25 protein-coding genes and 1 riboswitch are annotated in these 25,221 nt (G+C 63.4%); of the genes, 9 read left to right on the top strand and 16 right to left on the bottom strand.

The window, feature by feature from the left end; translation table 11 throughout:
* Positions 1–137 precede the first annotated feature (137 nt).
* Positions 138–350 (bottom strand): DUF3126 family protein, encoded by a 213-nt coding sequence (locus CYD53_RS06615; RefSeq protein ID WP_069692221.1) that lies wholly within the window; start codon positions 348–350, stop codon positions 138–140.
* A 213-nt stretch (positions 351–563) separates the two neighbouring features.
* On the opposite strand from CYD53_RS06615, the gene CYD53_RS06610 reads away from it, so the two are divergent.
* The gene (locus CYD53_RS06610) at positions 564–1,937 is read left to right on the top strand and encodes a serine hydrolase domain-containing protein (protein WP_103717320.1); all 1,374 of its coding nucleotides are present in this window, start codon (positions 564–566) and stop codon (positions 1,935–1,937) included.
* 37 nt (positions 1,938–1,974) lie between these two features.
* On the opposite strand, the gene thiG is transcribed toward CYD53_RS06610, so the two are convergent.
* The 4 genes from thiG to CYD53_RS06590 form a co-directional block, all read right to left on the bottom strand.
* Positions 1,975–2,751, bottom strand: coding sequence for a thiazole synthase (gene thiG, locus CYD53_RS06605; RefSeq protein ID WP_103717319.1), 777 nt, complete (start codon positions 2,749–2,751; stop codon positions 1,975–1,977).
* Position 2,752: 1 nt separating this feature from the next.
* On the bottom strand, positions 2,753–2,965 hold the full coding sequence (thiS, locus tag CYD53_RS06600) for a sulfur carrier protein ThiS (RefSeq protein ID WP_103717318.1): 213 nt from the start codon (positions 2,963–2,965) through the stop codon (positions 2,753–2,755).
* Positions 2,962–4,146, bottom strand: coding sequence for a glycine oxidase ThiO (thiO, locus tag CYD53_RS06595; protein WP_103717317.1), 1,185 nt, complete (start codon positions 4,144–4,146; stop codon positions 2,962–2,964). The genes thiS and thiO overlap by 4 nt, the downstream gene beginning before the upstream one ends.
* A gap of 60 nt (positions 4,147–4,206) precedes the next feature.
* A riboswitch (TPP riboswitch) is annotated at positions 4,207–4,338 on the bottom strand.
* 279 nt (positions 4,339–4,617) lie between these two features.
* Entirely contained in the window at positions 4,618–5,355 is a 738-nt protein-coding gene (locus CYD53_RS06590) for an SDR family oxidoreductase (protein ID WP_103717316.1), read from the bottom strand.
* 89 nt (positions 5,356–5,444) lie between these two features.
* On the opposite strand from CYD53_RS06590, the gene CYD53_RS06585 reads away from it, so the two are divergent.
* Positions 5,445–6,377: an AraC family transcriptional regulator gene (locus tag CYD53_RS06585; protein ID WP_103717315.1), complete on the top strand. Its 933-nt coding sequence runs from the start codon at positions 5,445–5,447 to the stop codon at positions 6,375–6,377.
* Between the two features lie 57 nt (positions 6,378–6,434).
* Here the strand turns inward: CYD53_RS06585 and CYD53_RS06580 are convergent, their stop codons facing one another.
* Positions 6,435–7,757: a serine hydroxymethyltransferase gene (locus tag CYD53_RS06580; RefSeq protein WP_103717552.1), complete on the bottom strand. Its 1,323-nt coding sequence runs from the start codon at positions 7,755–7,757 to the stop codon at positions 6,435–6,437.
* A 124-nt stretch (positions 7,758–7,881) separates the two neighbouring features.
* On the opposite strand from CYD53_RS06580, the gene CYD53_RS06575 reads away from it, so the two are divergent.
* Positions 7,882–8,817, top strand: a complete 936-nt coding sequence (locus tag CYD53_RS06575) for a LysR family transcriptional regulator (RefSeq protein WP_103717314.1) — start codon at positions 7,882–7,884, stop codon at positions 8,815–8,817.
* On the opposite strand, the gene cysE is transcribed toward CYD53_RS06575, so the two are convergent.
* Both cysE and CYD53_RS06565 read right to left on the bottom strand, forming a co-directional pair.
* A complete protein-coding gene (gene cysE, locus CYD53_RS06570) occupies positions 8,781–9,629 on the bottom strand; it encodes a serine O-acetyltransferase (RefSeq protein ID WP_103717313.1) in 849 nt (282 codons plus the stop codon). The two genes, CYD53_RS06575 and cysE, sit on opposite strands and share 37 nt — an antisense overlap.
* A 179-nt stretch (positions 9,630–9,808) precedes the next feature.
* Positions 9,809–10,576, bottom strand: a complete 768-nt coding sequence (locus CYD53_RS06565; RefSeq protein WP_103717312.1) for an alpha/beta fold hydrolase — start codon at positions 10,574–10,576, stop codon at positions 9,809–9,811.
* A gap of 97 nt (positions 10,577–10,673) precedes the next feature.
* On the opposite strand from CYD53_RS06565, the gene CYD53_RS06560 reads away from it, so the two are divergent.
* From CYD53_RS06560 to CYD53_RS06540, 5 genes are all read left to right on the top strand, one after another.
* Positions 10,674–11,657, top strand: a complete 984-nt coding sequence (locus CYD53_RS06560) for an acetyltransferase domain-containing protein (protein WP_181011738.1) — start codon at positions 10,674–10,676, stop codon at positions 11,655–11,657.
* A gap of 135 nt (positions 11,658–11,792) precedes the next feature.
* Positions 11,793–12,044: a zinc-finger domain-containing protein gene (locus CYD53_RS06555; protein WP_103717310.1), complete on the top strand. Its 252-nt coding sequence runs from the start codon at positions 11,793–11,795 to the stop codon at positions 12,042–12,044.
* Positions 12,041–12,241 (top strand): hypothetical protein, encoded by a 201-nt coding sequence (locus CYD53_RS06550; RefSeq protein ID WP_103717309.1) that lies wholly within the window; start codon positions 12,041–12,043, stop codon positions 12,239–12,241. Before CYD53_RS06555 ends, CYD53_RS06550 begins: the two co-directional genes overlap by 4 nt.
* 42 nt (positions 12,242–12,283) lie before the next feature.
* A complete protein-coding gene (locus CYD53_RS06545) occupies positions 12,284–13,468 on the top strand; it encodes an FAD-dependent monooxygenase (RefSeq protein ID WP_103717308.1) in 1,185 nt (394 codons plus the stop codon).
* Between the two features lie 102 nt (positions 13,469–13,570).
* Positions 13,571–13,888, top strand: coding sequence for a hypothetical protein (locus CYD53_RS06540; RefSeq protein WP_146055834.1), 318 nt, complete (start codon positions 13,571–13,573; stop codon positions 13,886–13,888).
* A 15-nt stretch (positions 13,889–13,903) separates the two neighbouring features.
* On the opposite strand, the gene chrA is transcribed toward CYD53_RS06540, so the two are convergent.
* From chrA to CYD53_RS06525, 3 genes are all read right to left on the bottom strand, one after another.
* Positions 13,904–15,298, bottom strand: coding sequence for a chromate efflux transporter (chrA, locus tag CYD53_RS06535; protein WP_103717306.1), 1,395 nt, complete (start codon positions 15,296–15,298; stop codon positions 13,904–13,906).
* A gap of 9 nt (positions 15,299–15,307) precedes the next feature.
* Positions 15,308–16,126, bottom strand: a complete 819-nt coding sequence (locus CYD53_RS06530) for a chromate resistance protein ChrB domain-containing protein (RefSeq protein ID WP_103717305.1) — start codon at positions 16,124–16,126, stop codon at positions 15,308–15,310.
* A gap of 122 nt (positions 16,127–16,248) precedes the next feature.
* On the bottom strand, positions 16,249–17,511 hold the full coding sequence (locus CYD53_RS06525; RefSeq protein WP_181011737.1) for a CNNM domain-containing protein: 1,263 nt from the start codon (positions 17,509–17,511) through the stop codon (positions 16,249–16,251).
* A gap of 159 nt (positions 17,512–17,670) precedes the next feature.
* Between CYD53_RS06525 and CYD53_RS06520 the strand changes: the two genes are divergently transcribed.
* Positions 17,671–18,318, top strand: coding sequence for a DUF938 domain-containing protein (locus CYD53_RS06520; RefSeq protein ID WP_103717551.1), 648 nt, complete (start codon positions 17,671–17,673; stop codon positions 18,316–18,318).
* A gap of 237 nt (positions 18,319–18,555) precedes the next feature.
* On the opposite strand, the gene CYD53_RS06515 is transcribed toward CYD53_RS06520, so the two are convergent.
* From CYD53_RS06515 to CYD53_RS06490, 5 genes are all read right to left on the bottom strand, one after another.
* The gene (locus CYD53_RS06515) at positions 18,556–18,981 is read right to left on the bottom strand and encodes a helix-turn-helix domain-containing protein (RefSeq protein ID WP_103717303.1); all 426 of its coding nucleotides are present in this window, start codon (positions 18,979–18,981) and stop codon (positions 18,556–18,558) included.
* A 143-nt stretch (positions 18,982–19,124) separates the two neighbouring features.
* Complete coding sequence (locus CYD53_RS06510; RefSeq protein WP_146055833.1) at positions 19,125–20,081, bottom strand: 3'-5' exonuclease; 957 nt, start codon at positions 20,079–20,081, stop codon at positions 19,125–19,127.
* Positions 20,074–20,982, bottom strand: a complete 909-nt coding sequence (locus CYD53_RS06505; RefSeq protein ID WP_103717301.1) for a carbon-nitrogen hydrolase family protein — start codon at positions 20,980–20,982, stop codon at positions 20,074–20,076. Before CYD53_RS06505 ends, CYD53_RS06510 begins: the two co-directional genes overlap by 8 nt.
* Positions 20,979–24,158 carry an RNA-directed DNA polymerase gene (locus CYD53_RS29875; RefSeq protein ID WP_146055832.1) on the bottom strand — a complete coding sequence of 1,060 codons (3,180 nt, stop codon included), beginning with the start codon at positions 24,156–24,158 and terminating at the stop codon, positions 20,979–20,981. The genes CYD53_RS06505 and CYD53_RS29875 overlap by 4 nt, the downstream gene beginning before the upstream one ends.
* Positions 24,155–25,180: a CHC2 zinc finger domain-containing protein gene (locus CYD53_RS06490; protein ID WP_103717298.1), complete on the bottom strand. Its 1,026-nt coding sequence runs from the start codon at positions 25,178–25,180 to the stop codon at positions 24,155–24,157. The genes CYD53_RS29875 and CYD53_RS06490 overlap by 4 nt, the downstream gene beginning before the upstream one ends.
* Positions 25,181–25,221 lie beyond the last annotated feature (41 nt).

Raw genomic sequence — 25,221 nt, 5'->3', positions numbered from 1 at the left:
ACGCTCAAGCGCCGTCCGACATTTCGCCAGGGCGAGTCGGCTGGCGTAGCCGGCGAGAACCGGAGCGCAGCGGACTATTGTCCGTGAGCACCGGAAGCGCAGGCGGCCGCGTCAGACGGCCGCCCTCGCGGAATGTCTCAATCCTCGAGATCGACGTCGAGGATCGCCATGGTGAAGTTGAACGAGCGGTCGCCGTCCTCGTCATCGACATGGATGATGCCGATGAACTCGTCGGCCAGATAAACCTCGGCCGAATCGTTCTTCTTCATGCGCGCCCGCACGCTGATCGCATGGTTGGCGAAGGTGCGGCGCAGGTAGCCTTCGAGCTTGGCGAGTTCTGTCTTGTCCACGGTATCGGTCCTTATCGGTTGCCGGGACGGATGCCATGGCGGGGCCGGAAGGGCAAGCCGGAAGGCTGTCGAGCCGCGGATCGACGGTTCCCGTGCTCGTCATCGCAAGCGCCGCCCTCCCATTCCCGCATGGCCACCGTCGCCCGGCGCGCCTGCACGCGCCGGCGCGATCTGCAATAGTGCGCCCTCCCTTCGCTCGTGATGGATCTCCCTATGACGCCGTGGCTGCCTGCCGCACTCGCCTATGTCTCCAGCTGGCTCGAGTTCCAGCTCCGCCATCACGACCAGCCGGGATGCTCCGTCGCGATCGCGAGCGGGCGGGAGATCGTTCTGGAAGCCGCCTTCGGCAAGGCCGACATCGCCACCGGCGAGGCGCTGACGCCGCGCCACGGCTTCCGCATCGCCTCGCATTCGAAGAGCTTCACCTCGGCCGGCATCCTGCGCCTGGTCGAGGCCGGCCGCCTTCGTCTCGACGACAAGGCGGGCAGCTTCGTGCCCGGCCTCCATCCCGAGGTCGCGGCCGTCACGCTGGCGCAGCTCCTCTCCAACAGCGCCGGCCTGACGCGCGACGGCCCCGACAACGGCCAGTTTTTCGACCGCAAGCCCTATTGCGACAAGGCGGAACTGCTCTCCGACCTGGCATTGCCGCCCGTCCTGCCTGCCTCGCAGCGCCTCAAATACTCCAATCACGGCTTCGGCCTGCTCGGCCTGGTGATCGAGGCGGTGACGGGCGAGCCCTATGCCGACTGGATCGCCAGGGAGGTCGTGGCGGCAGTCGGGCTTGCCGAAACCATGCCCGATATCGGTCTCTGGACCGGCCCGATGGCCAGGGGCCACAGTCCGAAATGGCCGCTCGGGCATCGCGTCGTCGTGCCCGGCGACAGCCCTTGCCAGGCGATGATGTCGGCAGCCGGCTTCGTCGCCACGGCCGCCGATGTCGCGCGCTATTTCGCGCAGCTCTCGCCGAAGGCCGAGCGCAGCATCCTCTCGCCCCTCAATCGCCGCGAGATGAGCCGCCGGCTCTGGACCGACGAGGAAAGCAGCCTCGGTCGCCATTACGGACTCGGCATCATCTCCGGCGGCGAAGGCGACTGGGCCTGGTTCGGTCATTCCGGCGGCTTCCAGGGCTTCATCACCCGCACCGTCGTCCTGCCGGAGCAGGATCTGACGATCTCGGTCTTGACCAACGCCATCGACGGCCTCGCCCATCCCTGGCTCGACGGCATCGTCCAGATCCTCAAGCGCTTCCAGGAGCTGGGCGCGCCCTCGGCCGCGACCAAGGATTGGGCCGGCCGCTGGTGGACGATCTGGAACCCGGGCGACCTCGTGCCCTTCGCCGACAAGGTGCTGGTTGCCAACCCGACCCTGTTCAGCCCGTTCCTCGATGCCGGAGAGATCGCGATCGAAGCGCAGGATCGCGGCCGCATCGTCAAGGCCTCCTCCTTCAACAGCCCCGGCGAAACGGCGCGGCTGGTGCGCGACGACACAGGCCGCATCGAGTCGGTCTGGCTCGGCGGCGCGCATGTCGTCTCGGAGGCGGCTCTGAAGGCGGAGATGCTGGCGCGCTATCAGAGCGGTAACGTCTAAGGCTTGGCGCTCGGGCTCGGGCCAGCCTCCAGCGCGGTCACGAACCGACGAGCCCGAGCTGGGGGCTCGACGCTTCGGCGCGGCCGCGGCGCTGAATGCGACCGGCCGCGCGCGCATCCCAGCCGGCTTCGACCGCATGGCGCATGGCGCGCGCCATGCGGACCGGGTCGTTCGCCTTGGCGATCGCGGTGTTGAGCAGCACGGCGCTCGCGCCGCATTCCATCGCAATAGCGGCGTCCGACGCCGTGCCCAGCCCGGCATCGACGATCACCGGAACGGCCGAGCGCGCGCAGATCAGTTCGAGATTGGCTGGGTTGGCGACGCCCATGCCGGAGCCGATCAGCGAGCCCATCGGCATCACGGCGGCGGCTCCGAGATCGGCGAGGCGCGCGCAGACGACCGGATCGTCATTGCAATAGGGCAGCACGACGAAGCCCAGCTCGACCAGCTGGCGCGTCGCCTCCAGCAGCTCCCCGACATCGGGATAGAGCGTCTCGCGGTCGCCGATGACCTCGAGCTTGATCCAGTTGGTTGCAAGCGCCTCGCGGGCGAGTTCCGCCGTCAGGACGGCGTCACGCGCCGTCTCGCAGCCGGCGGTGTTGGGGAGGAAGCGATAGCCGGACAAGAGCTGCGCCGTATCGGAGCCATGGCCCGCCAGCGAGATCCGGCGCAGCGACAGGGTCACGATCTCCGCGCCGCTTGCGGCGACCGCGTCCACCATGATGCGCTGATTGGGATAGCCGGCCGTCCCGATCAGCAGTCGGGAGTCGAGCTGCTGTCCTGCCAGGGTGAAGGGCTGTTCCGCGACACTCATCTCAACCTCCTTGAAAGGCGCGAATGATTTCGACGCGGTCACCGGACGCCAGACGTGTGACCTGCCATTGCGACTGCTTCACCACCATTCCGTTCAGCGCGATGGCGAAGCCCTGCGGGCCCGGCAGATCGAGCTCGGCCGTGCGCTCCCGCCATAGCGCCAGCAGATCCTCGGCGGCGCTGTCGTGATCGCGTCCATTGACGATGAGCTTCATGCCACGGCCTCCTGTGCTGAGAAACGCTCCGGTCCAAATGATGCCGCCGGCCCTGTGATGCGCCCGCCGGTGATGAGTTGCGTGATCGCTGTCGCGGTGACGGGGGCCAGCAGATAGCCGTTGCGATGATGTCCCGTGGCGAGGAGCAGGCCTGGAATCCGGGTCTCGCCGAGGATCGGCGCGTCGTCGGCACTGGTCGGGCGGAAGCCCGACCAGATCGCGGCGATCGGCAGGTCCTCGATGCCGGGCAGGATGCGCCGCGCACCTTCGAGCAGCGCGTAGACGCCGCCCGCGGTCACGGCATCGTCGAAGCCGCACTCCTCCATGGTCGCGCCGACGATCAGCGTGCCGTCGCTCTTTGGCGCGAGATGGACCTGGTCGGTCCAGACCATGCAGGAGAGGAGCGGCCGATGCGGCGGGCATGTCAGTGCCAGCGACTGCCCCTTGAGCGGCCGCAATGGCAGGGAAAGCCCCGCTATCTCGGTCCAGGCCCCGCCGGCAGCGACGACGATCCCAGCCTTCACCGCCCCTCGCGGCAGCGTGACGCCCACGGCGCGCCCTGCTTGCAACCAAGGCGTCGCAAGCGAGCCTTCGAGCAGGATACCGCCGCGCCCGATGAAGGCTTGCCGCAGGGCCGCGATCACCCTGACCGGGTCGACCTGATGATCGCCGGGACAATGGATGCCGGCCACGACGGAGGGCCGCAGGCCGGGCTCAAAGCCTCGGCAGGAGGCACCGTCGAGCCACAGCGTCGCGAGCCCGGCCCGCCGCTGCATCTCCTGGCGGAAACGCAATCGCGCCACCTCGTCGCGCGCCGTGGCGACAAGGAGAATGCCATCCCTGCGGTAGTCGATGTCGAGCCCGCCATCGGCCGATAATTCGGCGGCAAAGCCGGGCCAGAGGCGCTGACTCTCCAATGCGAGCGCGACATGATCTTCGCCGCCGGGCTCGAATTCGGCAGCCGCCGCCAGCATACCGGTCGCAGCGAGGCTCGCGCCCTGGCCGAGCGTGCCGCGCTCGAAGAGTGCGACCCGCAGGCCCGCGCGCAGCAGGCGCCAGCCGGTCATCAGGCCGATCACGCCGCCGCCGATGATGGCGACATCCGTCGAGGCCGGCGGCGCCGGAGCGTCGGGCGGTGCGGCCTGCTGGCGGCGCAAACTGGTGTCGGGCGGGCCTCTCATCGCAAACTCCTCGCCGCGACGGGGGGGCGAGGATATCTGCGGCCTTACGGGCCGCCGGCTTCATGCCCGGAAATCCATCCCTCCGCCGGTATGAACCGGATCAGGTTCGAAGGATTTCCGCGCGCTTATCCGGGTTGCCCCGGTCTGCCAGCGGTGTCTCAGCCCCTTGCCGGGGATCTCCCTGGAATAGCGACGACTGTGAAAGCTCGACAGCCGACGGTCAAGTGCTTCGGGGCCCCGCCCCCTCACCGCATCAAGTGCAACGCGTGGAAGCCCCACGCAATACCGTCCATCCCTGGCCGGCTTCTGCCGGCAGAGCGCCGTTTGGGCCCTTCCTCGACGCCGGCGAGATCGCGATCGAAGCTCCCGATCGCTGGCGCATCGCCAAGGCGAAGCCGCGAAAGCAAGCTGCTTCCGGAGCAGCATTCCGCTCTTCCTCAACAAGAGGTCCGCCGGTCATGCGAGACCGAGCTAATCCTGCGCGGTCGGACGGATAACGATATCACCCACGTCGACATTGGCCGGCTGCTCGATGGCGAAAGCGATGCCGCGCGCAATCGCCTCTGGCGGGATCGCGATCCTGTCTCTCTTTGCAATCACGGCTGCTTTGCTGCCCGGATCCTTTATGGTTTCGGCAAAATCCGTGTGAACGAAGCCCGGCGAAACGCCGGTTACACGCAGCTTGTCTCCGGCCTCCTGGCGCAGAGCCTCCGAGATGGTGCGCACAGCGTTCTTCGTTCCGGCGTAGACACCTTGCTGCGGCACTATCCTGAGCCCGGCCGTCGAGAGAACGGTGACGAAATGCCCGAAGCCCTGCTTGCGGAAAACAGGCAGCGCTGCGGCAACGCCATACAGGAAGCCCTTGAGATTGACGTCGATCATCTCCTCCCACTCATCGACGCATAGATCGTCGAAGAACGAGATTGGCCCCACGCCGGCATTGCTCACGAGAACGTCGAGCTTGCCGTGTCGATCACAAGCAAGAGCGACGAGATTGGCCAGATCATCGCGCCGCCTGACGTCCGTGACTGCATAGATGGCCTCCCCGCCCGCTGCCGTGATGCGCGTGGCAAGCGCTTCAAGCCGATCCGACCGGCGCGCGCCGAGGACCAGTTTCGCGCCGCGCCCGGCAAGCAGGAGCGCGGTTGCTTCCCCGATGCCGCTACTTGCGCCCGTTATGGCAACGACCTTGCCCGTATTGTCCGCCATGATTGTCTCCCTTTCCGGGATTCATTGCAGCCGTACAGCGGATGATCTATGCGTCATACGCCATGAAATCGTCGCCATCCTCCAGTTCTGTGGTGGATCCGTTATCCGAGGCCCTCTCCTTGCTCGATATGCGGAGCGCTCGCTGCACCCGCCTCGAGGCGGGCGGCGCGTGGGCGTTACGGTTTCCCGCGAAGCCTGCCCTGAAATTCGTCGCGGTTCTGCGCGGGCAATGCTGGATCACGCTCCAGGACGAACAGCCATACCGACTCGAAGCAGGCGACACCTTTCTGCTGACGAACGCACCGCCCTATGTGATCGCCAATGACCCCCGAAAGCTGCCAGAGGATGGGATTGCGCTGTTCGACTGGGCGCATTCCGACGTCGCTCACTACGGCGGCGCCGAGACCGTGCTGCTCGGCGGAGCCTTTGTTTTTCACGCCGGCAACGCACAACTCCTGCTCGATGCCCTGCCTCCGCTGATTCACATCCCGGCCCAGGATCCGGCAGCGGCCGTGCTCCGCGGCACGCTCGAGATTCTCGACGGGGAAATCCGGTCCACGAGGATCGGCTCATCCCTGATAACGCATCGCCTGGCCGATATCCTGCTCGTCCAAGCCCTTCGCGGCTATGTGGCGCTTCACGGCAATGACGGCACCGGGTGGATCGGCGCGCTCGCCGACCGAAAAATCGGAGCGGCGCTCAGTTTGATGCATGGCGATATCGGTCACCGATGGACCGTCGGCGAGCTCGCTTCGGCCGTCGGCATGTCGCGATCCGGCTTTGCGCTCCGCTTCAAGGATTTAGTCGGCGCCCCACCGCTCGACTACCTGCTGCGCTGGCGCATGCAGGTCGCCCGCGAAGCGCTGCGGCGAAACGAAGGTTCGGTGGCGAGCCTGGCAGCGCAGCTCGGTTACGCATCAGAAAGCGCATTCGGCAACGCATTCAAGCGCGTCCTTGGACGAGCGCCGAAACGATACTGGTCCAGCAGCGTCCCGGCAGCGGTCACAGCTGCGGGGACCTGATGAGAGCGACGATGGGTTGAGAGTCGGCGCCTTGCACGAGCCCATCGCGCCACCCCCTCACCGCATGAAGTGCAGCGTCCTGAACCGTGCCCGGAATGCCGTGACATCCTTCGCCACCGCTTCCGCCGGCCGCGAGCCGTTCAGCCCCTCGGCGATGTAACCGGCCAATTCGGGCATGTCGGCGGGCGTCATGCCGAAGCGCACGATCTCGGGCGTGCCGAGCCTGAGCCCGTTCACGTCACCCGCGATCTCGGGCAGGGGCAGGCCGATGCCGCAGCTCAGGATGTTAACGGCGCGCAGCGTCTTGGCCGCCGCCTGGCCGCCGCCATAGCTGTGAGCCTCGATGGCGAATTGATGCGAGGTCGTCAGGCCGCGATCGCGCGCGAAGACCGGCACCTGCCGCTCGACCAGCGCCTCGCCCAGCGCCTTGGCCGTCTCAGCCATCATCTGCGCGTAGGCACGGCCATGCGCCTTCCAGTCGAGCAGCGTGATCGCCAGCGAGGCCGATTTCGCCGCGTCGAAATTCGCGGTCAGGCCGGGATAGGCAATCGCGTCCAGCCGCTTGGCGATATCGGCATCGTTGGTGACGATCAGACCCGATGGCGGTCCGCCCAGGCTTTTATAGGTGCTCATCGTCATCAGATGAGCCCCCTCCTCCAGCGGCTGTTGCCAGCCATGGCCGGCGATCATGCCCGACATATGCGCGGCGTCGAACAGCACGATCGCGCCGATTTCATCGGCGATCGCGCGGATCTCGCGGATCGGATGGGCGAAGAGGTTGAGGCTGCCGCCGATCGAGATCAGCTTGGGCTTCAATCGCAAGGCATCCTCGCGCAGGCGCGCAAGGTCGACCGTGTAGTTCACCGGATCGACCGGGGCGGGATGGGTAACGATGCCGTAAAGCCCTGCGGCGCCGGCGCCATGATGCGTGACATGGCCGCCGATCGCGCCCGGCGGCGCGATGATGCAATCGCCGGGCTTGGCCGCGGCCATGAAGGCATAGAGATTGGCGATGGCGCCCGAGGGCACGCGGATCTCGGCATATTTCGCGCCGAAGACCTCGGCGGCGAGTTCGGCGGCGATGATCTCGATCTTCTCGATCGCCTCCAGCCCCATCTCGTATTTGTCGCCGGGATAGCCGAGTGAGGGCCGGGCGCCGAGCCCCGCCGCAAGCGCGGCCTCGGCCTTGGGGTTCATCACATTGGTCGCGGGGTTGAGGTTGATGCAGTCGCGCTCATGGATGTTGCGGTTCTCGACCGTCAGCGCCGCGATCCGCGCTTCGACCGCGTCGAGCGACTGGCCGGCCGTCTCGGAGGCGATGCCGAGCACGTAATCCTCGCTCGCCTGCGGAACCCAGTCGCGCCTGCCCAGAGCCGTCATCGATCGATCCTCCTCGCGATAATTCCGCATGATGCGAAGGATATGACCGGTTTGCGCTGGGCTGCGCAAACGAGTAATCCTCGCTCCCAGGCAGAGAAAATCTCAGCCTAGGAAATGGCCTCTCATGCCCGTCAAACCACCGCGCCCGCGCCTGCCCTCCCTCAACGCCTTGCGGGCATTCGAGGCGGCAGCGCGCTGCGAAAGCTTCGTCAAGGCGGCCGAGGAGCTCGGCGTCACGGCCGGCGCGGTGACACAGCAGATCCGGCAGTTGGAGGCCTGGCTCGGCTTCCCGCTGTTCCGCCGCCTCGCCCAGCGGGTCGAACTCACGGAGGGCGCGCGCAACGCCCTGCCCAAGCTGACGCGCGGCTTCGACACGCTGGGACAGGCTGTGCAGGAGTTGCGCGCCGGGCATGAGGGCCGCGCACTGACCATCGCCGCCCTGCCCTGCATCGCCCAGCTCTGGCTCTCGCCGCGCCTGGCCGCACTGCAGGCTGCGTTTCCCGGGCTGCAGATCTCGGTCTCGGCGATGGAACAGCCGCCGGATCCACGCCGCGAGCCGCATGATCTGGCGCTGTTTTATCTCGGCCCGGAGGCGCTGCCCGTCGATGCGTTGACGCTGGGCCCGGACATGATCCTGCCGGTCTGCGCGCCGGCTCTTGCGCGCACGCTCACAAGCGTCGGAGATCTGGCCCGCGCGACCTTGCTGCATGACGCTGTCTGGCGGGAGGATTGGCGGCGCTGGCTCGCCTTCGCCGGGGGCATCGGGACGATCGACCCGACACGCGGCCCCTCCTTCTCGCTCTACAGCCTGGCGCTCGACGCCGCGCTCTCGGGCTCCGGCGTGCTGATGGGCCGGATGAGCCTGATCGCGCCGCATCTGCGCGACGGCAGGCTCATCGCCCCCTTCGGCGACGCGATGCCGACCGGCGACGCACTGACGCTCGTCCTGAACTCGCAGGCAAGCGCGCATGGCAGCCGGCGTGAGATCGCGCGCGGCCTGCTCGAAACCCAGGCGCAGTCAACTCAGATCGCGCTGCCGCAATCCCCGGCCAGGATCTGATCCATCGAGCGCGACGGCTCGGCACAGCCGGCCTCGCCGACGACCTTGGCCGGCACGCCGGCGACCGTCTTGTTGCGCGGCACGGCCTGCAGCACGACCGAGCCCGCCGCGACGCGGGCGCATTGGCCGATCTCGATATTGCCGAGGATCTTGGCGCCGGCGCCGATCAGCACGCCCTTGCGGATCTTGGGATGGCGGTCGCCCCCCTGCTTGCCGGTTCCGCCCAGTGTCACGTCCTGCAGCATCGAGACATCGTCCTCGATCACCGTGGTCTCGCCGACGACGAGGCCGGTGGCGTGGTCGAGGAAGATGCCCTTGCCGATCTTCGCAGCCGGGTTGATGTCGGTCTGGAACACTTCCGACGAGCGGCTCTGCAGATAAAGCGCGAAATCGCGCCGCCCCTGCCGGTGCAGCCAGTGAGCGAGGCGATGCGCCTGCAAGGCATGGAAGCCCTTGAAGAACAGCACCGGCTCCAGCACCCGGTAGCAGGCCGGGTCGCGGTCCATCACCGCGAGCGCATCGGCCCGGATGCCCAGGCTGATCTCCGGATCGGCGGCGAGCGCCTCCTCGAAAGCCTGAGCGATCAGATCGGCGGGGACCGCCACATGCCCGAGGCGCGTCGCCACGCGGTGACTGACCGCCGCCTCGAAGCCCGGCTGGTTCAGCACGGAGGCCATGATCAAACCGGCGAGCGACGGCTCGGCTGCGACCGCCTCTTCGGCCTCGCGCCGCAGCCTGGCCCAGACGGGATCGACACGGTCGAGCCCGGTAGCGGGATCGCGTGCTTCTATGACGGAGCGCCCAGACGGCATGATCATTCTCCGATGGAGACGTAAGACGAATTCAAACTCTAGCACATTGCGGCGGTGGACCGCCAAACGCGAAAGCGCGGAAGGGTCAGATCGGCCCCGCGCCCGCTTGAATCAAGACCGCAGCCGCGCGGCGCAAAATCCTGACGGGATTCACATTTTCCCCCGCCCGCTCGGCCTGCTCAGATACGTCCCAGGAAATCCAGCACCGCCTGTTTGTGGCTCTTGTCGCCAACGGCGAGATTGTGGTCGCGCCCTTCGATGTCGAACGCTTCGGCATTCGGGATCAGCGCCGCAAGCTCCGGCCCGGAGCCAGCGACATCGTCCCTCGTGCCGACGCTGACGAGGGTCGGCACCGCGATCTGCCCGACCTGCGCGGCCGTCAAAGTCTGGCGCGAGCCCCTGATACAGGCGGCCAGCGCCCCGAGATCGCTCTTGGTCGCCTCGGCGAAAGCGCGGAACATCCGCTGCATCGGGTCGGTCAGCATATCGAGCGAGGGCGCCTCCATGGCATCCGCAATGCCCAGCGGCAGGCCGACGCCCTCGACCAGATGGATGCCGAGCCCGCCCAGCAGCAGCGCCCGCAGGCGATCTGGATGCGCCAGCGCCAGATGCGCCGAGATCCGCGCCCCCATCGAATAGCCCATCACCGCCGCGCGGGCGATGTCGAGATGGTCCATCAGGCGGCGCACATCCTCGGCCATGATCTGCGAGGAATAGGCGGCCGGCTCATAGAGCTTCTCGCTTTGGCCATGGCCGCGATTGTCGAGCGCGACGACGCGGTATCCGGCATGGGTCAGCGTCTTCGTCCATTGGGTGTTGACCCAGTTGACCATATGGCTGGAGCCGAAGCCGTGGACGAGCATGATCGTCTCGCCGCGCGCAATCTCGCTCGTCGGCGCGAGATCGATATAGGCGAGATTGACTCCGTCGGATGAGAAACTCTGCATGATCGCGATCGCTTGGGCCGTTGGCGTTGCCCTCTCCCTGCCACGCAGCCGCTGCTTTGGGTAGCGGGCCTGACGCCGCTTGCCTATGAAGACGGATATGAGCACTGCCGACCTGAGCCCGACACCGACTGTCGCCCGCCCCCGCTTTGCGTTCATCGATCTGGCGCGCGGCATCGCCCTGCTGGCGATGTTCGTCTTCCACTTCACCTATGACCTCGCCTATTTCGAGCTGATCGACGTCGACACCCCGCTCGAGCCGGGCTGGCACTGGTTCGCCCGCTCGATCGCCGCAAGCTTCCTGACGCTGGTCGGCGTCAGCCTCGTGCTCGCGACCCGCTACGGGGTGAACCGCCAAGTCCATCTGAACCGTCACGCCTATCTGAAGCGCCTTGCCATGGTCGCAGGCGCGGCCGCGCTGGTGACGGTCGGCACCTGGTTCGCCATGCCCGACAGCTTCATCTTCTTCGGCATCCTGCATCAGGTCGCGCTGGCGAGCGTCGTCGCCCTGCCCTTCCTGTGGCTGCCGACGCTGGCCGTCGCGCTGGCCGCGCTCATCGTCTTCGCCGTGCCGAATCTGGCTGCCCATCCCGTCCTCGATCAATCATGGCTGCTCTGGCTCGGACTGGCCCGGGAGGTGCCGGCCAGCGCCGATTTCGTGCCTCTCTTCCCCTGGTTCGGCTGGGTTCTGACCGGGATCGTGCTGGCGCGACTGGCTCTGCCGCGTCTCGCGCAATCGCGCCTCGCCAGCTGGCGGCCGCGCGCATTGCCCGCGCGGGTCGTCGTCTGGGGCGGCCGCAACAGCCTGCTGGTCTATCTCCTGCACCAGCCGCTCTTCATCGGGGCGCTCGTGCTGGCGACGCAGTTTGCGATCGCGCGGCCCTCGGACGAAAGGCCCTTCATGCAGTCCTGCGAGCGTAGCTGCATGCAAGAAGCGCACGACGCAGGCGCCTGCCGGGCGCATTGCGGCTGCACGGTCGACGCGATCAAGCGCGAGGATCTCTGGCGAAAAGTACTCGAGAATGCGCTCAGCCCGGAGGAGCGCAGCCGCGTCTCGACTCTCGCCAAGGCTTGCTTTCGCTGATCCCGCGACACCGCGGACATCGCCCTGAGGCAATCGCGCACTGGCGCGGGCTGGCGGCGCGCGCTAGTTTGCGCGCCAGCATCACTGCAAGATATTCCATTCGCAGCAAGACATCCCATTCGCAGAGCGACGATCATGGCCGAGACGGGCATTCCGCATTTCCACAATGATTCCGGCGTGGCCGTGATCCATGTCGGCGCGCATGAGTTCATGTGCATCGGCGCCAAGCCGCCCTTCGACCATCCCCATGTCTTCCTCGACATGGGCTCCGACCACGAGATCATCTGCCCCTATTGCTCGACCCTGTTCAAATATGATCCGTCGCTGAAGGGCGGCGCCTGCACGCCGCCCGAATGCGCACATCACGAAACCGCGCAAGCCGCATGACGATGAGCCTGGTCCGCACGGTCACCGGTGCGGTCCTGTTGGCGGCGACGCTTCTCGCCGGCTGCCAGTCAGTGTCCCGGGAGACCGCGCCGCGCGTCGGTGGCAAGGCCGAGCCCTATGCCCGCAGCTGGGCCGAGCCGGGTTCGCCCCGCCCGGACCTGCCCCCCGATCGCGACGGCAGCAACAACAAGGACTGACGTTTCGGTCCGCCTACCCACACATCTTCAGCCGGATATCCCGTGCCAACTCCCCATATCCTGATCGCCGGCGCCGGGATCGGCGGTCTGACGGCCGCCATCGCACTCGCCCGGCGCGGCATCGCGGTGACGCTGGCTGAGAAGCGCACCGGCTTCGGCGAGACCGGCGCCGGCCTGCAATTATCGCCCAATGCCGGGCGCGTGCTCGCGGCTCTCGATCTCGGCTTGGCCCTGAAGCGCGTCGGCGTCACCGCCGAGAGGCTCGTCATCCGGCGCTGGCGGAACGGCGCCGAGATCGCAGGCATGCCGATGACTGTGGCGCCAACCGAAACACCCTTTCGTGTGCTGAAGCGCCCCGATCTGCACATGCTGCTGCTCGACGCCGCCCGCCAGCTCCCCAATATCCGCCTCGTCGTCGGCCGGGGCCTGCAGGAGATCGTCCAGACGCAGGACGGCATCAGTGCGACCCTGGTCAGCGATGCCGGGCAGATCGAGACCGTGCAGGCGCTCGGCGCGGTCGGCGCGGACGGGCTCTGGTCCCGGCTCAGAGAACTCAGCGGCGACACCGCGCCGCCCGCCTTCACCGGCTTCGAGGCCTGGCGCACGCTGGTCCCAGCCGGCCGCGACAAGCCTGCAGCCGAAATCACGCTCCATCTCGGAGCAGGCCGTCATGCCGTGCACTATCCGGTCGCGAGCAGGCGCGAGATCAATCTCGTCATCATCCGGGAAGCCAGGGAGGCCCGCGAAGGCTGGAGCCGCGAAGGTGACGCGCGCCTGCTGGCGAGCCATCTCGCCGGCGCTGCTCCCGATCTGCGTCGCCTCGCCGGCGCGGCCGGCCAATGGCAGGTCTGGTCGCTGTTCGACAGAACTCCGGCGGTGATGGCGCAGGGCCGGATCGCGCTGCTCGGCGACGCCGCCCATCCTGTGCTGCCTTTCTTCGCCCAGGGCGCTGCGCTGGCGATCGAGGACGCGGCCGTGCTGGCGCATGAGCTGGCGGCGCATCTGGAGCGCGACGGCGCCTCCGGCGTGCCGGCAGCGATGGCAGCCTATGCCCAGGCACGCGCCGAGCGCGTCGCCCGCGTCCAGGCGACCAGCCGCAGCAATGGCCGCGCCTACCATCTCGGCCGGCCCTGGAGTCTTGGCCGCGACCTGGTGATGCGCCGGCTCGGCCCCGACGGCATGCGCCGGCGCTACGACTGGCTCTATGACTGGCGCGCCCCAGTCTGAGCCCGCTGCGGCGTTCGGCCGCCCTGCCCCTGCGACAGCCGCTCTCGTCTTCGCCGCATTTCGTCCCTATCTCTCACCCTCGATCCATTGGACGAGGGCCAGATGATCCGCGTCAATCTCTATGAACAGCTCGGCGGCCGCCCTCAGCGCGGGCCGCGCTGGATGACATGGCTCGCCATGGCGGCGAGCCTGGTTGTCGGCGTCACCCTGTTCCTGCTCGCAGCCAGCCTCGCGCTGATCCTGATCCCGGTCGTCATGATCGTCGGTGGGGTCGCCGCATGGCGCTTGCGCAACCGGATGAAAGCCGCCGGGTTCGGCCGGCCCGATCCCTTCGCCACGCAGAGACGGCCGGCTGAGCGCGTCGACGTCATCGATGCCGAGTACCGCATCATCGAGCCCGGCGAGCCGCCGCGCCGCTGAAGCGCGGCGCGAGGCTTATGCCGGAAGCCGCGTCAACACCATGCCCGCCGCGGCGCAGGCCGCGAGCGTCGGGATCATCCCGGTCTTGAAGCGCAGCATCGCCACCATGGCGGCCGCCGAGAGCAGAGCCGCGCGCCAGTCCAGCGAGGCCAGTACGGGCCAGTCGGGGCTGGCGAACAGCAGCTCGATCCGGCGCACCTCCCTGAACAGGACATGCAGGCCGAACCAGAGCGCGAGGTTCATGATCACGCCGACGACCGCGGCCGTGATCGTGCTCAAGGCCGCAGACAGCGCCTTGTTGCCGCGCAGCGCCTCGACATAGGGCGCGCCCAGGAAAATCCAGAGGAAGCAGGGCGCGAAGGTCACCCACAGCGTCAGGAGCGCGCCCAGCCCACCCGCCAGCAGCGGCGGCAGGCTGCCCGGCGCGCGGAAGCCGGCGAGAAAGCCGACGAATTGCAGCACCAGGATCAAGGGGCCGGGCGTCGTCTCGGCGAGGCCGAGCCCATCGACCATCTCGCCGGCAACGAGCCAGTGATAATTCTCGACCGCGGCCTGCGCGACATAGGCCAGCACCGCATAGGCGCCGCCGAAGGTGACGACCGCCATGGTGCTGAAGAACGTCCCCAGATGCGTCCAGACGCTGGCGCCGCCGGTCATCAGCCAGAGCAGGAACACCGGCCCGAGCCAGAGCGGCAGCCAGATGGCCAGGACCCGCAGCGCCTTGCCTGCCGAGGGACGCACATGCGCCATCTCGCCGCGCGCGAACATCTGGTCGACAAGCCCGACGACATCGGGCCCCGCCGCGCCATGCCCTGAGGCCGTGCCGAACAAATCGGGCCTGACGCGATGCCCGAGCCAGCCGACCAGCCCCGCCGCCAGGATGATCAGCGGAAACGGCGTCTTGAACAGCACGATCGCGATGAAGGCAGCGATCGCCACCGCCACCATGGCGCGGTTCTTCAGCGCCCGCCGGCTGATCCGCAAACCCGCCTCGATGACCACGGCAAGCACCGCGGCCTTCACCCCGAAGAAGATCCCGTCGATGAGCGGAACCTGCCGATAAAGCACATAGAGCGTGCTGAGCCCGAGCATCACCAGCGCGCCGGGAATGATGAACAGCAGGCCGGCAATGAGCCCACCGAGCGTGCGATGCATCAGCCAGCCGATATAGATGGCCAGCTGCTGCGCTTCCGGCCCCGGCAGGAGCATGCAGTAATTGAGCGCATGCAGGAAACGCTGCTCGCCGATCCAGCGCCGCTCCTCGACCAGTTCCTTATGCATCAGGGCGATCTGCCCGGCTGGCCCGCCGAAGGAGAGCAGGCCGATCTTTGCCCAGACGCCGGTGGCTTCCGAGAGCGTCGGCATGGCGGGCGTCGCTTCGACCGAAGCCGTGGTTGTCGCGATCGTCATCGCCGCACCTCAGATCTTGGCCGAGCTTGCGGGCCAGTTATGGCTTTCCTCGCTCGCATCGCGGCACCAGCGATAGAACGCGTCGTAAAGCAGCATGCCGGCCTCCAGTTGCGCGAGATCATCCTTGAACATGCGCGACAGGCCCAGCGAGGCCGCAAGCAGCCCCGCCGCCTGCGGCGCAAGATCGAGCTCTGCCGTATCGGCCGCCCGCACGATCGTCGCAAGCCTGTCGAGCGGCGGGCTCGCCAGGCCGAACTCCTCGATCATGACGTCGAAGCTGCAGCGCGCACCACGATGGCTCCAGAACACGCCATCGATATCGAAGGGCGTCGCGCCGAAGCGGTCGGCCACATCAGTGACCTCCGACGGCGAGACGAACAGGAAGACCGCACCGCGATCGACGAAGCGCCGGATCAGCCAGGGGCAGGCGATGCGGTCGACCTTGGGCCGGGTCCGCGTCACCCAGACGGTGTGGCCGGCGGCATTGCGCGGTGGAAGCTTGTCCGGCGCCACCAGCATCCCACCGGCATCGCGCCAGGCCTCGAACCCGCCCGCGAGATTTTCGGCCTCGACGCCCTCATGCCTCAGCCAGGCGGCGACGCCCTCGCTGAGCTTGAGACCGCGCTGGCAGGCGACCACGACGCGCCGGCCGGCATAGCCCCTGGCCCATTCCGCCACATCCGTGTGGCTGCGCCGTTCGGAGGCCGGCAGCAAGCGCGGGTCGGCGTCGAAATCCTGTGGAATGCGAACGTCGATGAGCACCGGAGCGTCGGGCAAGCCGACGAGACGGGACAATTGGGCAGCGCTGATTTCGATATTGGAAGACATGGCGTCCATCCCACGAGAAAGGAATCTGGACGCGAACCTTGGGCCGAAGCCTCACGGGGTCGTCGCGGTGAACCCCTTGGCAGCTTTAGACCACGACGCCGCGATCGCCGTCAATGCCCGTCTCACTCGATCCGGCTGACCAGCACCTTGTCGATCCGGCGCCCGTCGAGATCGACCACCTCATAGCGCCAGTGGCCGCGATCAAACGATTCGCCGACATTGGGAAGATGGTTGAGTTCAGCCAGGATGAAGCCCGCCACCGTCTGGAAATCGGCGTCGCGCGGGATGTGGATGCCGAGCTCATGCGAGAACTCGTCGACCTGCATCCAGCCGGCGACGAGAAAGGAGCCGTCGGCGCGCGTCACGATCGGCGGCTCGCTCTCCTCCTCCTCCTGGAAGGCCCCGATGATCGCCTCCAGCACGTCGCCGGGCGTGATGATGCCCTCGAAATGCCCGTACTCGTCGAAGACCAGCGCCATATGCACCTTCGAGGCGCGGATATCGCGCAGGATCCGCAACGCGTTGGCCGTGTCCATCACCACCGGCGCCTCGTCGACGAGCTGGCGCAGATCATGCGCCGCGCCGTCCGAGAGCAGGTCGATCATATCCTTGACGATGACGACGCCGATGATCGAGTCCGGTTCGCCGTCCTGGACCGGCAGCCGCGAGCGGCGCGTCGCACGCAATTGAGCCCGGATCTCGTCGGCGCTGTCGGCAAGATCGACCACCTCGACCTCACGGCGCGGCGTCATCAGTGCACGCGCCGACCGATCGGCGAGCCGCATCACGCCCGAGATCATCTCGCGCTCGTCGCGCTCCAGCACGCCGGCCGTCTCCGCCTCGGCGATGATCGTGCGGACCTCCTCCTCGGTGACCTTCTCCTCCGGCTCGCCCTTCTGGCCGAGCAGGCTCAGCACGGCGCGCCCCGAGAGATCGAGCAGGAAAACCAGGGGCGCGCCGATCCTGGAGAGGAACAGCATGGCGGGTGCGGCGCGCGCGGCGACGCGCTCGGGATCGCGCAAGGCGATCTGCTTGGGCACCAGCTCACCCAGGATCAGCGAGAGATAGGTGATCGCGACCACCACCGCACCGACGCCAAGCCCATCCGAGGCCGCGCGCGACAGGCCCTGCTCCGCCAGCCAGTCGGCCAGCCGCGCGCCCAGGGTCGCACCCGAGAAGGCGCCCGAGAGCACGCCCACAAGCGTGATGCCGATTTGGACGGTCGAGAGGAAGCGGCCCGGATTCTCGGTCAGGCGGATCGCGATCGCCGCGCCCTTGTTGCCTTGATCGCTGAGAACCTTGAGCCTGGCTGGACGGGATGAGACGACGGCCAATTCGGACATGGACAGAAGACCGTTGATCACGGTCAATGCCACGACGATCAATATCTCGGTTAACAAAACCAGCCCGCGCCATGCAAAGCCGCACTCGTCAGCGGCTGCTTCAAAAGCCCTTATAGCGTATCGCGATTGCGTGGCGATGGGTCGCGGCAAAGATTCGCGGGACTCAATGGTCGCAAGACCCACTCGAAAGGCAGGATGGGCATGACCGGCAAGACAAGCGGACCGTGGCAGCCGGCCGCGAGCGAAACGACGCCCGGTGACCAGCGCCTCTTCGCGCCTGCCACGCAGCGCAATCGCGACGCGATCCTCGCCGTGCTGCGCGAGGTGTTGCCCGCGACCGGGCTCGTACTGGAGATCGCCAGCGGCTCGGGCGAGCATGTCCTGCATTTCGCAGGCGCCCTGCCCGGCCTCGCCTTCCAGCCCAGCGACCCCTCGCCCGAGGCGTTGGAGAGCATCAAGGCCTGGACGCAAGGCGCGCAGAATATCCGCCCGCCCTTGCTGATCGACGCGGCGGCTTCGACCTGGCCGGTCGCGCACGCCGACGCGATCCTGTGCATCAACATGATCCATATCGCGCCCTGGGCAGCAGCGCAGGGCCTGATCCGCCAGGCCGGGCGCATCCTGAAAGCCGGCGCGCCGCTTTATCTCTACGGCCCCTATCGCCGCCCCGGCCGCACGCTCGAGCCCAGCAACGCCGCCTTCGACGCGAGCCTGCGCAGCCGCAATCCGGACTGGGGCCTGCGCGATCTCGACGAGGTCGCAGCGTTGGCAGGGGAAGCGGGCTTCTCAGCGCCCGAGATCATCGAGATGCCGGCGAATAATCTGAGCCTGGTGTTTCGGAAGCTGTAGATCGGCAATATCGGTGGAGAGTCCCAGGGGGCAACGCCGACTTACAAGATATTGAAAAATTAGCTTATTTCTCTCGCTCGTAAGCGCCTTTGTACTGGCTTTGTAGCGACATACAACTGAGTAATTAGAGGCGTCGCAGCCCGAGCTCGTGACGTCGGCAGGGCGCAAGATGCTTTCGACTATGGAACTTTTGACACACGAGAAAGCCATCTTGGAATAGGACGATGGATCATCGGTTCAGCGACGCACCGGCTGGGAAAACGCAGCCAACTCGACGTCCAGAGCCGCAGCGATCAATGCCAATTGTTCGACTTTCGGAGATCGGGTCAGGTTCTCGATCTGGTCGAGATACCTTGCCGGGATGCCCGTCTCGGCCGACAGGTCGCTGATCGTCAGTCCTCTAGACTCTCTCCACGCCCTGTAAACTGAAGTCCCATTCGAAAGTCTCTCTTCTAACGACGGGCTAGGATAATCGATCCGAGCCGATTTCGCTCGCGCTTGTTCGGCAAGCCGCTCCTCGAATAGGACTCGCTCCAAATCTGCCCGTTTAATGCCGTAATGAATCTCTTGCGGGTTGCCTAGGCCACTGGCGCGCCCCTCCTGCATCTCGCGCCACCAGCGGTAGAAAGTCGACTTTGACAGCCCCCCGCGTGATCCGATCATGAAATTATCCTTGTCGAAGTGAAATCTTCGAGGTTACCCTAATAAGCTTACCAGGCGCAGTGTTTCCAGGCGCTTCGCACGCATCTGTTCACGAATAATCGCTTGTCGGACCCTTCGCGCGCTGAAAGAAGCCGAACATCCTATTACCTAAATCGATTATTCGGGCGAATCTCTTGTACTTTTGGACTACCCCGACCAAAATATACATTTGATTCAAGCCACTGCTTCTCTTGAACCAGCGCATCTTCATCGATTTCTCGCCACCAAAACCGCTCTTCAACGCTCCATTGGTACGCTCTATTTTTTAGAAGATCTTTCGATTCAAAGGGTGCGCCTACAGCATCTAATCTGAAAGTCACGCGATCACATACAGCTAGGAGATGCGACAGTACGCTCCGACCATCCAGGGCCTGCTGACCAAGCAGTTTAGTCAGCGCGCAAACGTCGCCGGCAGCACGATGGCCGGCGAAATACCAACCGCTTTGAAACAGGAGATGCCCCAAGGCTCGACCGTCAAAACCAAGATCGAGCCAATCCAACTGCGTCAAGCTACAGGCCCACGCGAGATTTCGAAGATTAGGAAAGCGACTCTCAAAAAATGGACGGTCGAACTTCGCGTTATGGGCGATGACAAGCTCACAGCGGCCCAAGAACTCTGCGATCGCATCGTCGTCAAATTGCCTTCCCCGAAGCTGTGCATCCGTAAGGCCAGTTAATCTGGAAACACGGGGAGGCATCGGCCCGCCAGGGTCCTCCTGCCACGATCTCTCACGCTCTACACTGTGAATTTTGCCACTGCTATCGAACGTGAATCGCTTGATAGCGAGCTCAACAATACGGTCATGCTGAGGGCTGAGCCCGGTCGTTTCAACATCAAGCGAAACGCCAATTCTCAGATCACTATGCGGCAATTCCAGCCTATCAACGCCTTGATCGACCGGCAACTCGCGGAGCACTCGGTAGCCAGCCTCCTTCTCTAAACGACGGGCGAGCCGCTCGGCGTCGGAAGGCGCTGAATTGCCATCTTGAGATTCGCCAGAACAGTTCATTCTCTTGCCCGGAAACTGAGTGGTGGCCTTCACAGCGAATTTATCAAACAATTCCCGCGAGTCTTTCGATGAGAACTGTCGAAAAAATGTAGCCCGGCGGAAGACTTTTGAATTCTTTCACCCCATCCTTCATCGGGTCCGCCCCGTGCTGATGTAGATCAAGCGATGCCACGGGCAACTCGATAATTTGAGCTGTCGCTAGGCTAGGGCCCGCGTGTTGATAGATTGTCCGGCGCTCAGAGAGCCGGTACGGAGAAACTGCTAAAGATCCGCCAAAATGACCGCAATTGCATATAATCACATTACAGAATGCCATTCGCGCGACCGCTTCGGCCACATGCCGGAAAGACGTGGCATCCTTGTTCAGCGCCAATATAAAGAGATGCTGAACTTTACCGCGATACATGGCGATGCGCTCTAGATCCAGAAAATCGTAGCACACCATCACACCAAAAGTGCCAATCTCGCCCCCGTCAAAAAGCCAGACAGACGGATCGCGTTGGAATGTGTGTGCGATTGCCCGCAATTTCTTGTCTTCTTCGGGGGCGGCATACGTTTTTCCAATTCGCCGCGTAGTCACTTTTGCGCCCATCGCCCTGTCACGCCAGCGTTTCGGAACGATCAGCAAAGCCTCATTGTGAACCTCGCCAGGAGAGCCGCCGTCACGGTAATCAAAGCCAGCAATGACCACAGACTGCATCTGCCCCGCCATTCGGCGAAGCTGAGTTTCAAACCCAGAGGGGACGGCCAGTTCAGGCAGAACAATAATATCCGGAGGGATCTTTTCCTGCCGAAACGCGGCAAAAAACCCACGAATTTCGGTTATCGCGCGCTCTTCTTCACCTGGCGACATCTTGGTGCCGGTTACCCATGCCGCCGCCGGGTCAAGTGAAGTCTGAACAATGCCGAGCTTAAGGCTTGCCGCAAGTCGCGTACTGTAAATCTCTGTCATTCATCGATCTCCTGAGCAACAGCCTCAGCCTCAGCTAGAGATCCGATTTGACGAAGGCGAACAGGAATGAGCTGTCGCGGTTCGTGCTCTAGAATTGTCATTTGACTGCTGCGCAACACCGCTTGAGATTGGCCAAGTAATGCATCAAGAAATTGCGGGGTCGCAATTGGCAAATCGAACTCCGTATCGCTAGCTGCTTCGACATTTTCGATGCCAAAAAGAGATGGATAAAGCAACATCAATGCTGTTTCACGATTTCGCGGGAGCAGACACGATTGAAGAACAGATAATGTACTCGATGATATCGGCAATCTCTCAAGATCCCACCCAATTAATTCCATAAAACTCCTCTCCTGCCCGCGAATATTCCAGGCAGAAGGGAGAACAAAATTTTGCCGCAAAATTCCCCAAAGCAATTGACCTATCGATCGCATACGTCGAGACCACGACCGGTCGTCATCCTTTACAATTTCACTATATCGGTAGTCATCCAAACCACCACGCTTGATGCTCAACGGCCTCTCTGTAACAACAGATCTCCATCCCTCCCACGTGATTTTGCCATCGACTCTTATATTCTCCGAAAGATCACGCCATGATAGAGGTAACATCACGTTAGCGGGGTGCAAACGATCCAAATAATCTGGGTCCCTCCCCTCAATTTCGAATAGGGGGCGGATAATCTGTCTTATTATCTCTAGTGCAGTCCATTCCGAACGACGAGGGTCGCTCCGGCTCATCAATTTTGTGGCCTCGACCCAATCTATTAGAGAAATTCGTTTCTTATCTTCAGCCAACGCAAGACTTGTTTGCTTTTGAGCGCGTTCCTTACCGGCCAGACCAGAAAATGCTGTACGATTCGCGCGGGCAGCGTCAAACAGCCATCCCGCATCATCAGGACGGAGCACCCGCGGCGCGTCAGTTAGCTTGGCCCACGCAGCGGCGGGCAGGCTAGCGGGATAGCGTCGTAGATTGTTCCAGTCACGCTCATCGCTCACATCATGAAGCGCCGCCAAAGAAGCCCACGCGGCCGGGGCGGAATATCGATGAGCCTTTGTCGTAGCGATGAACCAATGGTACCAGACCCCAATCGGAACCCGAGTCGCCGTGCTCAGAGTATCCAAGGCGGTATGCGTCGCGCCAATGGGAATGCTCCTGGCCAGAGACGTCAACTTTGCCGACAAGCCGGAGTCCGCCTCGCCGATCTCCCAGGCACCCAGCAGCAGCGCCGCAACAAATGCCTTCAAGGCATCGGATTGGAAAGCATGAAGTTCTCTAGATTCGCCAGCCAGAGGTATCAAATCTGCGATGCGAACCCGCGAGATATTTTCCAAGAATGCGTAGGTTGATGACCGCTCTCTATGGAGAAGATCAGCTCTCTTTACCGAAACACTGGCGGTAAGAATGTGACGCGAGAGCGTGTGAATCGCCATCGCCCCCAGATATGATCTAAGGAATTTTAAAGGCCCCTCCTCGTGCCTATGCATCCATTCGGTTATCCGGGGAAATCCATTATGACCTGTCGAGCGGCAATAATCGATGAGGCGAATAAATAGCCGCGTCTTGTCAGGGTGGGCGACAAACGCCTCAAATAATAAGCCGAAATGTCGCTTGAGCAGCGCCGCCCATTCGCTCTTTTCCTTAGTTTCGAGGATCGGTATCAGCTCTTTCAGTGCGACGATCTCAGCGACAGCCGTTTCATCCGGGGATTTCTTGGCAATAAGCGCCTGAATTCGACGATTTGCGGCCAGCAAATCATCGTTCTGACGAAACAGCGACGGCGTAAGGCTTGCAATCCGAGACGCGGCGAACGCGGCTCGCGTATCGCCACGAATCTCATGGTCCGGGATGTTGGCTAGCAACAACCACTCAAGCTGTTCTAATCGCTGCGACCGCCCCGCATCCGTCAGCAGGTCAAAATCGGTAGCGGCAAGAACTGATACTTGTGCTAAAGTTCTCGTCATCAACTGAGTAGGCTTTTTTCCGTTTATCTCAGCGGATCGCGATGCCTCTTTTACTAATTCATCCTCTGATAACGAACTAACATCCTCGTTATCAGAATGGATTATCCATTTCAACTCAGGTGGGGTGTACTTATCTCGCTCGATTTCTGAACCAATCGCAAATTTTTGAAGCAAGGCATCATATTCCGCGACCCAAAGGCAAAGCGTTTCAAAATCATAGGCCAGTATTTCGTGATCATCAACGAATCGAAAGTGAGCGATATTACGACGATCAGTGATAATACGCGCCACCTCCCGGTCCAGCGGCAACATCGCAACATTTGCGAGAAAACCACCAACAAAAAGTCCGGTTGGTATGCCCTCGAATACTTTTCCAGCGTGCTGCGGATCCACAACCGTCTTCATTTCTTCCGACAGACCAGAGCTGTCCACCTGAAAATGAAGCATACTTTTTACAAGAGCTGCAAGTTTGTGGTCTTGGCTGTAACTTTCTACAAACTCTTCAAAACCACGGATTATCGCCTCGACGCGGATCGAAGGGTAGAATTTCTTGAGATCAAGCGAAGCGGCATAGAGGGTATCGCCGCCCGCTTGTGGCCGCCTCCAGTAGTTAGCATCTAGATATAATAGCCCCCCTGTCTGATTAAGCGCGAGCGCCTCGCCGTGGTCGAGTTCATTTTCGTCAATGTGGTCTGTGACCATCTTTCGCGCCGCCAGCGATACATGGCGACGGAAAAGAGGCCAGCTATGTTTGAAATGGCGATATAAGTAACCAGAGGAATGACGATACGGGCCAATATTTAGCTTTGAATGCCGTTTCTCGCCTATGTCCTCTTCATACCACGCGGCGCGATAAAGCCTGTTTCCGTAGCTCCATGCTGGCATCTGCTGATCAAGTTCCGGACCGAGAACGTTTGCCAGCGCAGCCCACGCCACTTGATCGCGCACTGCGATTTGGAAGTATTGCCTGAGCCTGGGAGCGCCATCCTTGCCCGGCTTTTTAGGCTGGGGAACGAGCTTTAGTGGAGCGGGCTTCCAGATACCGGCGTCGAAGTCTCGCCGGATCTTATCGAGCTCTGCATCCAAACAGAGTTCAAATTGAGCCAACTCCGCTTGGTCGAATAGACAATCGGCCGACCGGTACGCGCGTTTAATTTTGCGCCACGCCCATAGCATATTCTCCGGCAACAAAAGCGATTCATGCAAATTCAAGAAGCCTTATTCCCCCGCTTTATCCGCAAATAATCGTTCAAATCGTTCACACCGGGTGGGAATGACTTTAACGCGACGGTCACACCCAAAGCTTGTAACGATTTACTTGTTCTCTGCGCGAACGAACTGCCCGCCGCATCTGCGTCGGCCATGATGATTACGTTTCGATTCCGAAGACCGGATATCGCTTCCTTACTAAGCTTGCTACTTGCGCCCAGCAACCCAAGAGCAGCTCTGCTCAGTTCGTGCGCCGAAAGTACATCTGTAACCCCTTCACAAATCGCGACAGTGGTAACTCCAGTTGCAAGGATATCCAGATTAAAAATCGGAGGAGGCAACTTTGCCAGGCTTATCCAGCGTCGTTGCGGCATCGCGTCTGAACGCCGCGCTTGTATATATTGCACCGCCCCTTGAGAAACGAAGGGGAACAGCAAGTACCCCGAAGGAAAGATCAACTCAGGGCCAAACCGAGTGTCGGTAACAAGCCCACACTTTTGAAGGCGTGACAAGCCGAACCTTTCGATGCAGACTCTAACCAACGTTTGGCGGTTGGCCACTTGACCAACCTTGAAATGTTCAAGCGTTGCATGGCTGATCGAACGGCTGACCATATAGTCGCGGCCGGACGCCAAGAGCGGCGATTGGTCAAGAAGCCAACCGAAGACCTCCTGGTCTGCAACGATGTCGGGGACAGGCGGATCGACGTCAATTACCTTCGTGGGCGCCCGCATCTGCCGCGGCCGCCCCTTTCCAGCCGCGCCTACGTAACGATCGCGCAGACGGCTGCATGCTTCGTTGAAGCTCACTCCTTCCATCTCAATTACGAGATCGATGACGCTTCCGTGTCTGCCGCACGCGAAACATCTAAAACTGTTATTCAAACGCCGGATGGAAAAAGACGGGTTCTTGTCGTCGTGCCCCGGCAACAGGCATCGGCCGGCCCCCGTCTGCGAGAGCTTAAAACCGAAATCACGCGCGACTGCGGCGATAGGAATAGTTTTGATGCGCTCTAAATCGAACATAAGCGCAATCTAGGTCGCGAAAGCGCGAACATCAGACCTTC

It is taken from the genome of Allobosea psychrotolerans, from assembly GCF_002917105.1.
Classification (GTDB): Bacteria; Pseudomonadota; Alphaproteobacteria; order Rhizobiales; family Beijerinckiaceae; genus Allobosea; species Allobosea psychrotolerans.
This window is presented reverse-complemented; position numbering and strand designations above follow the sequence as displayed.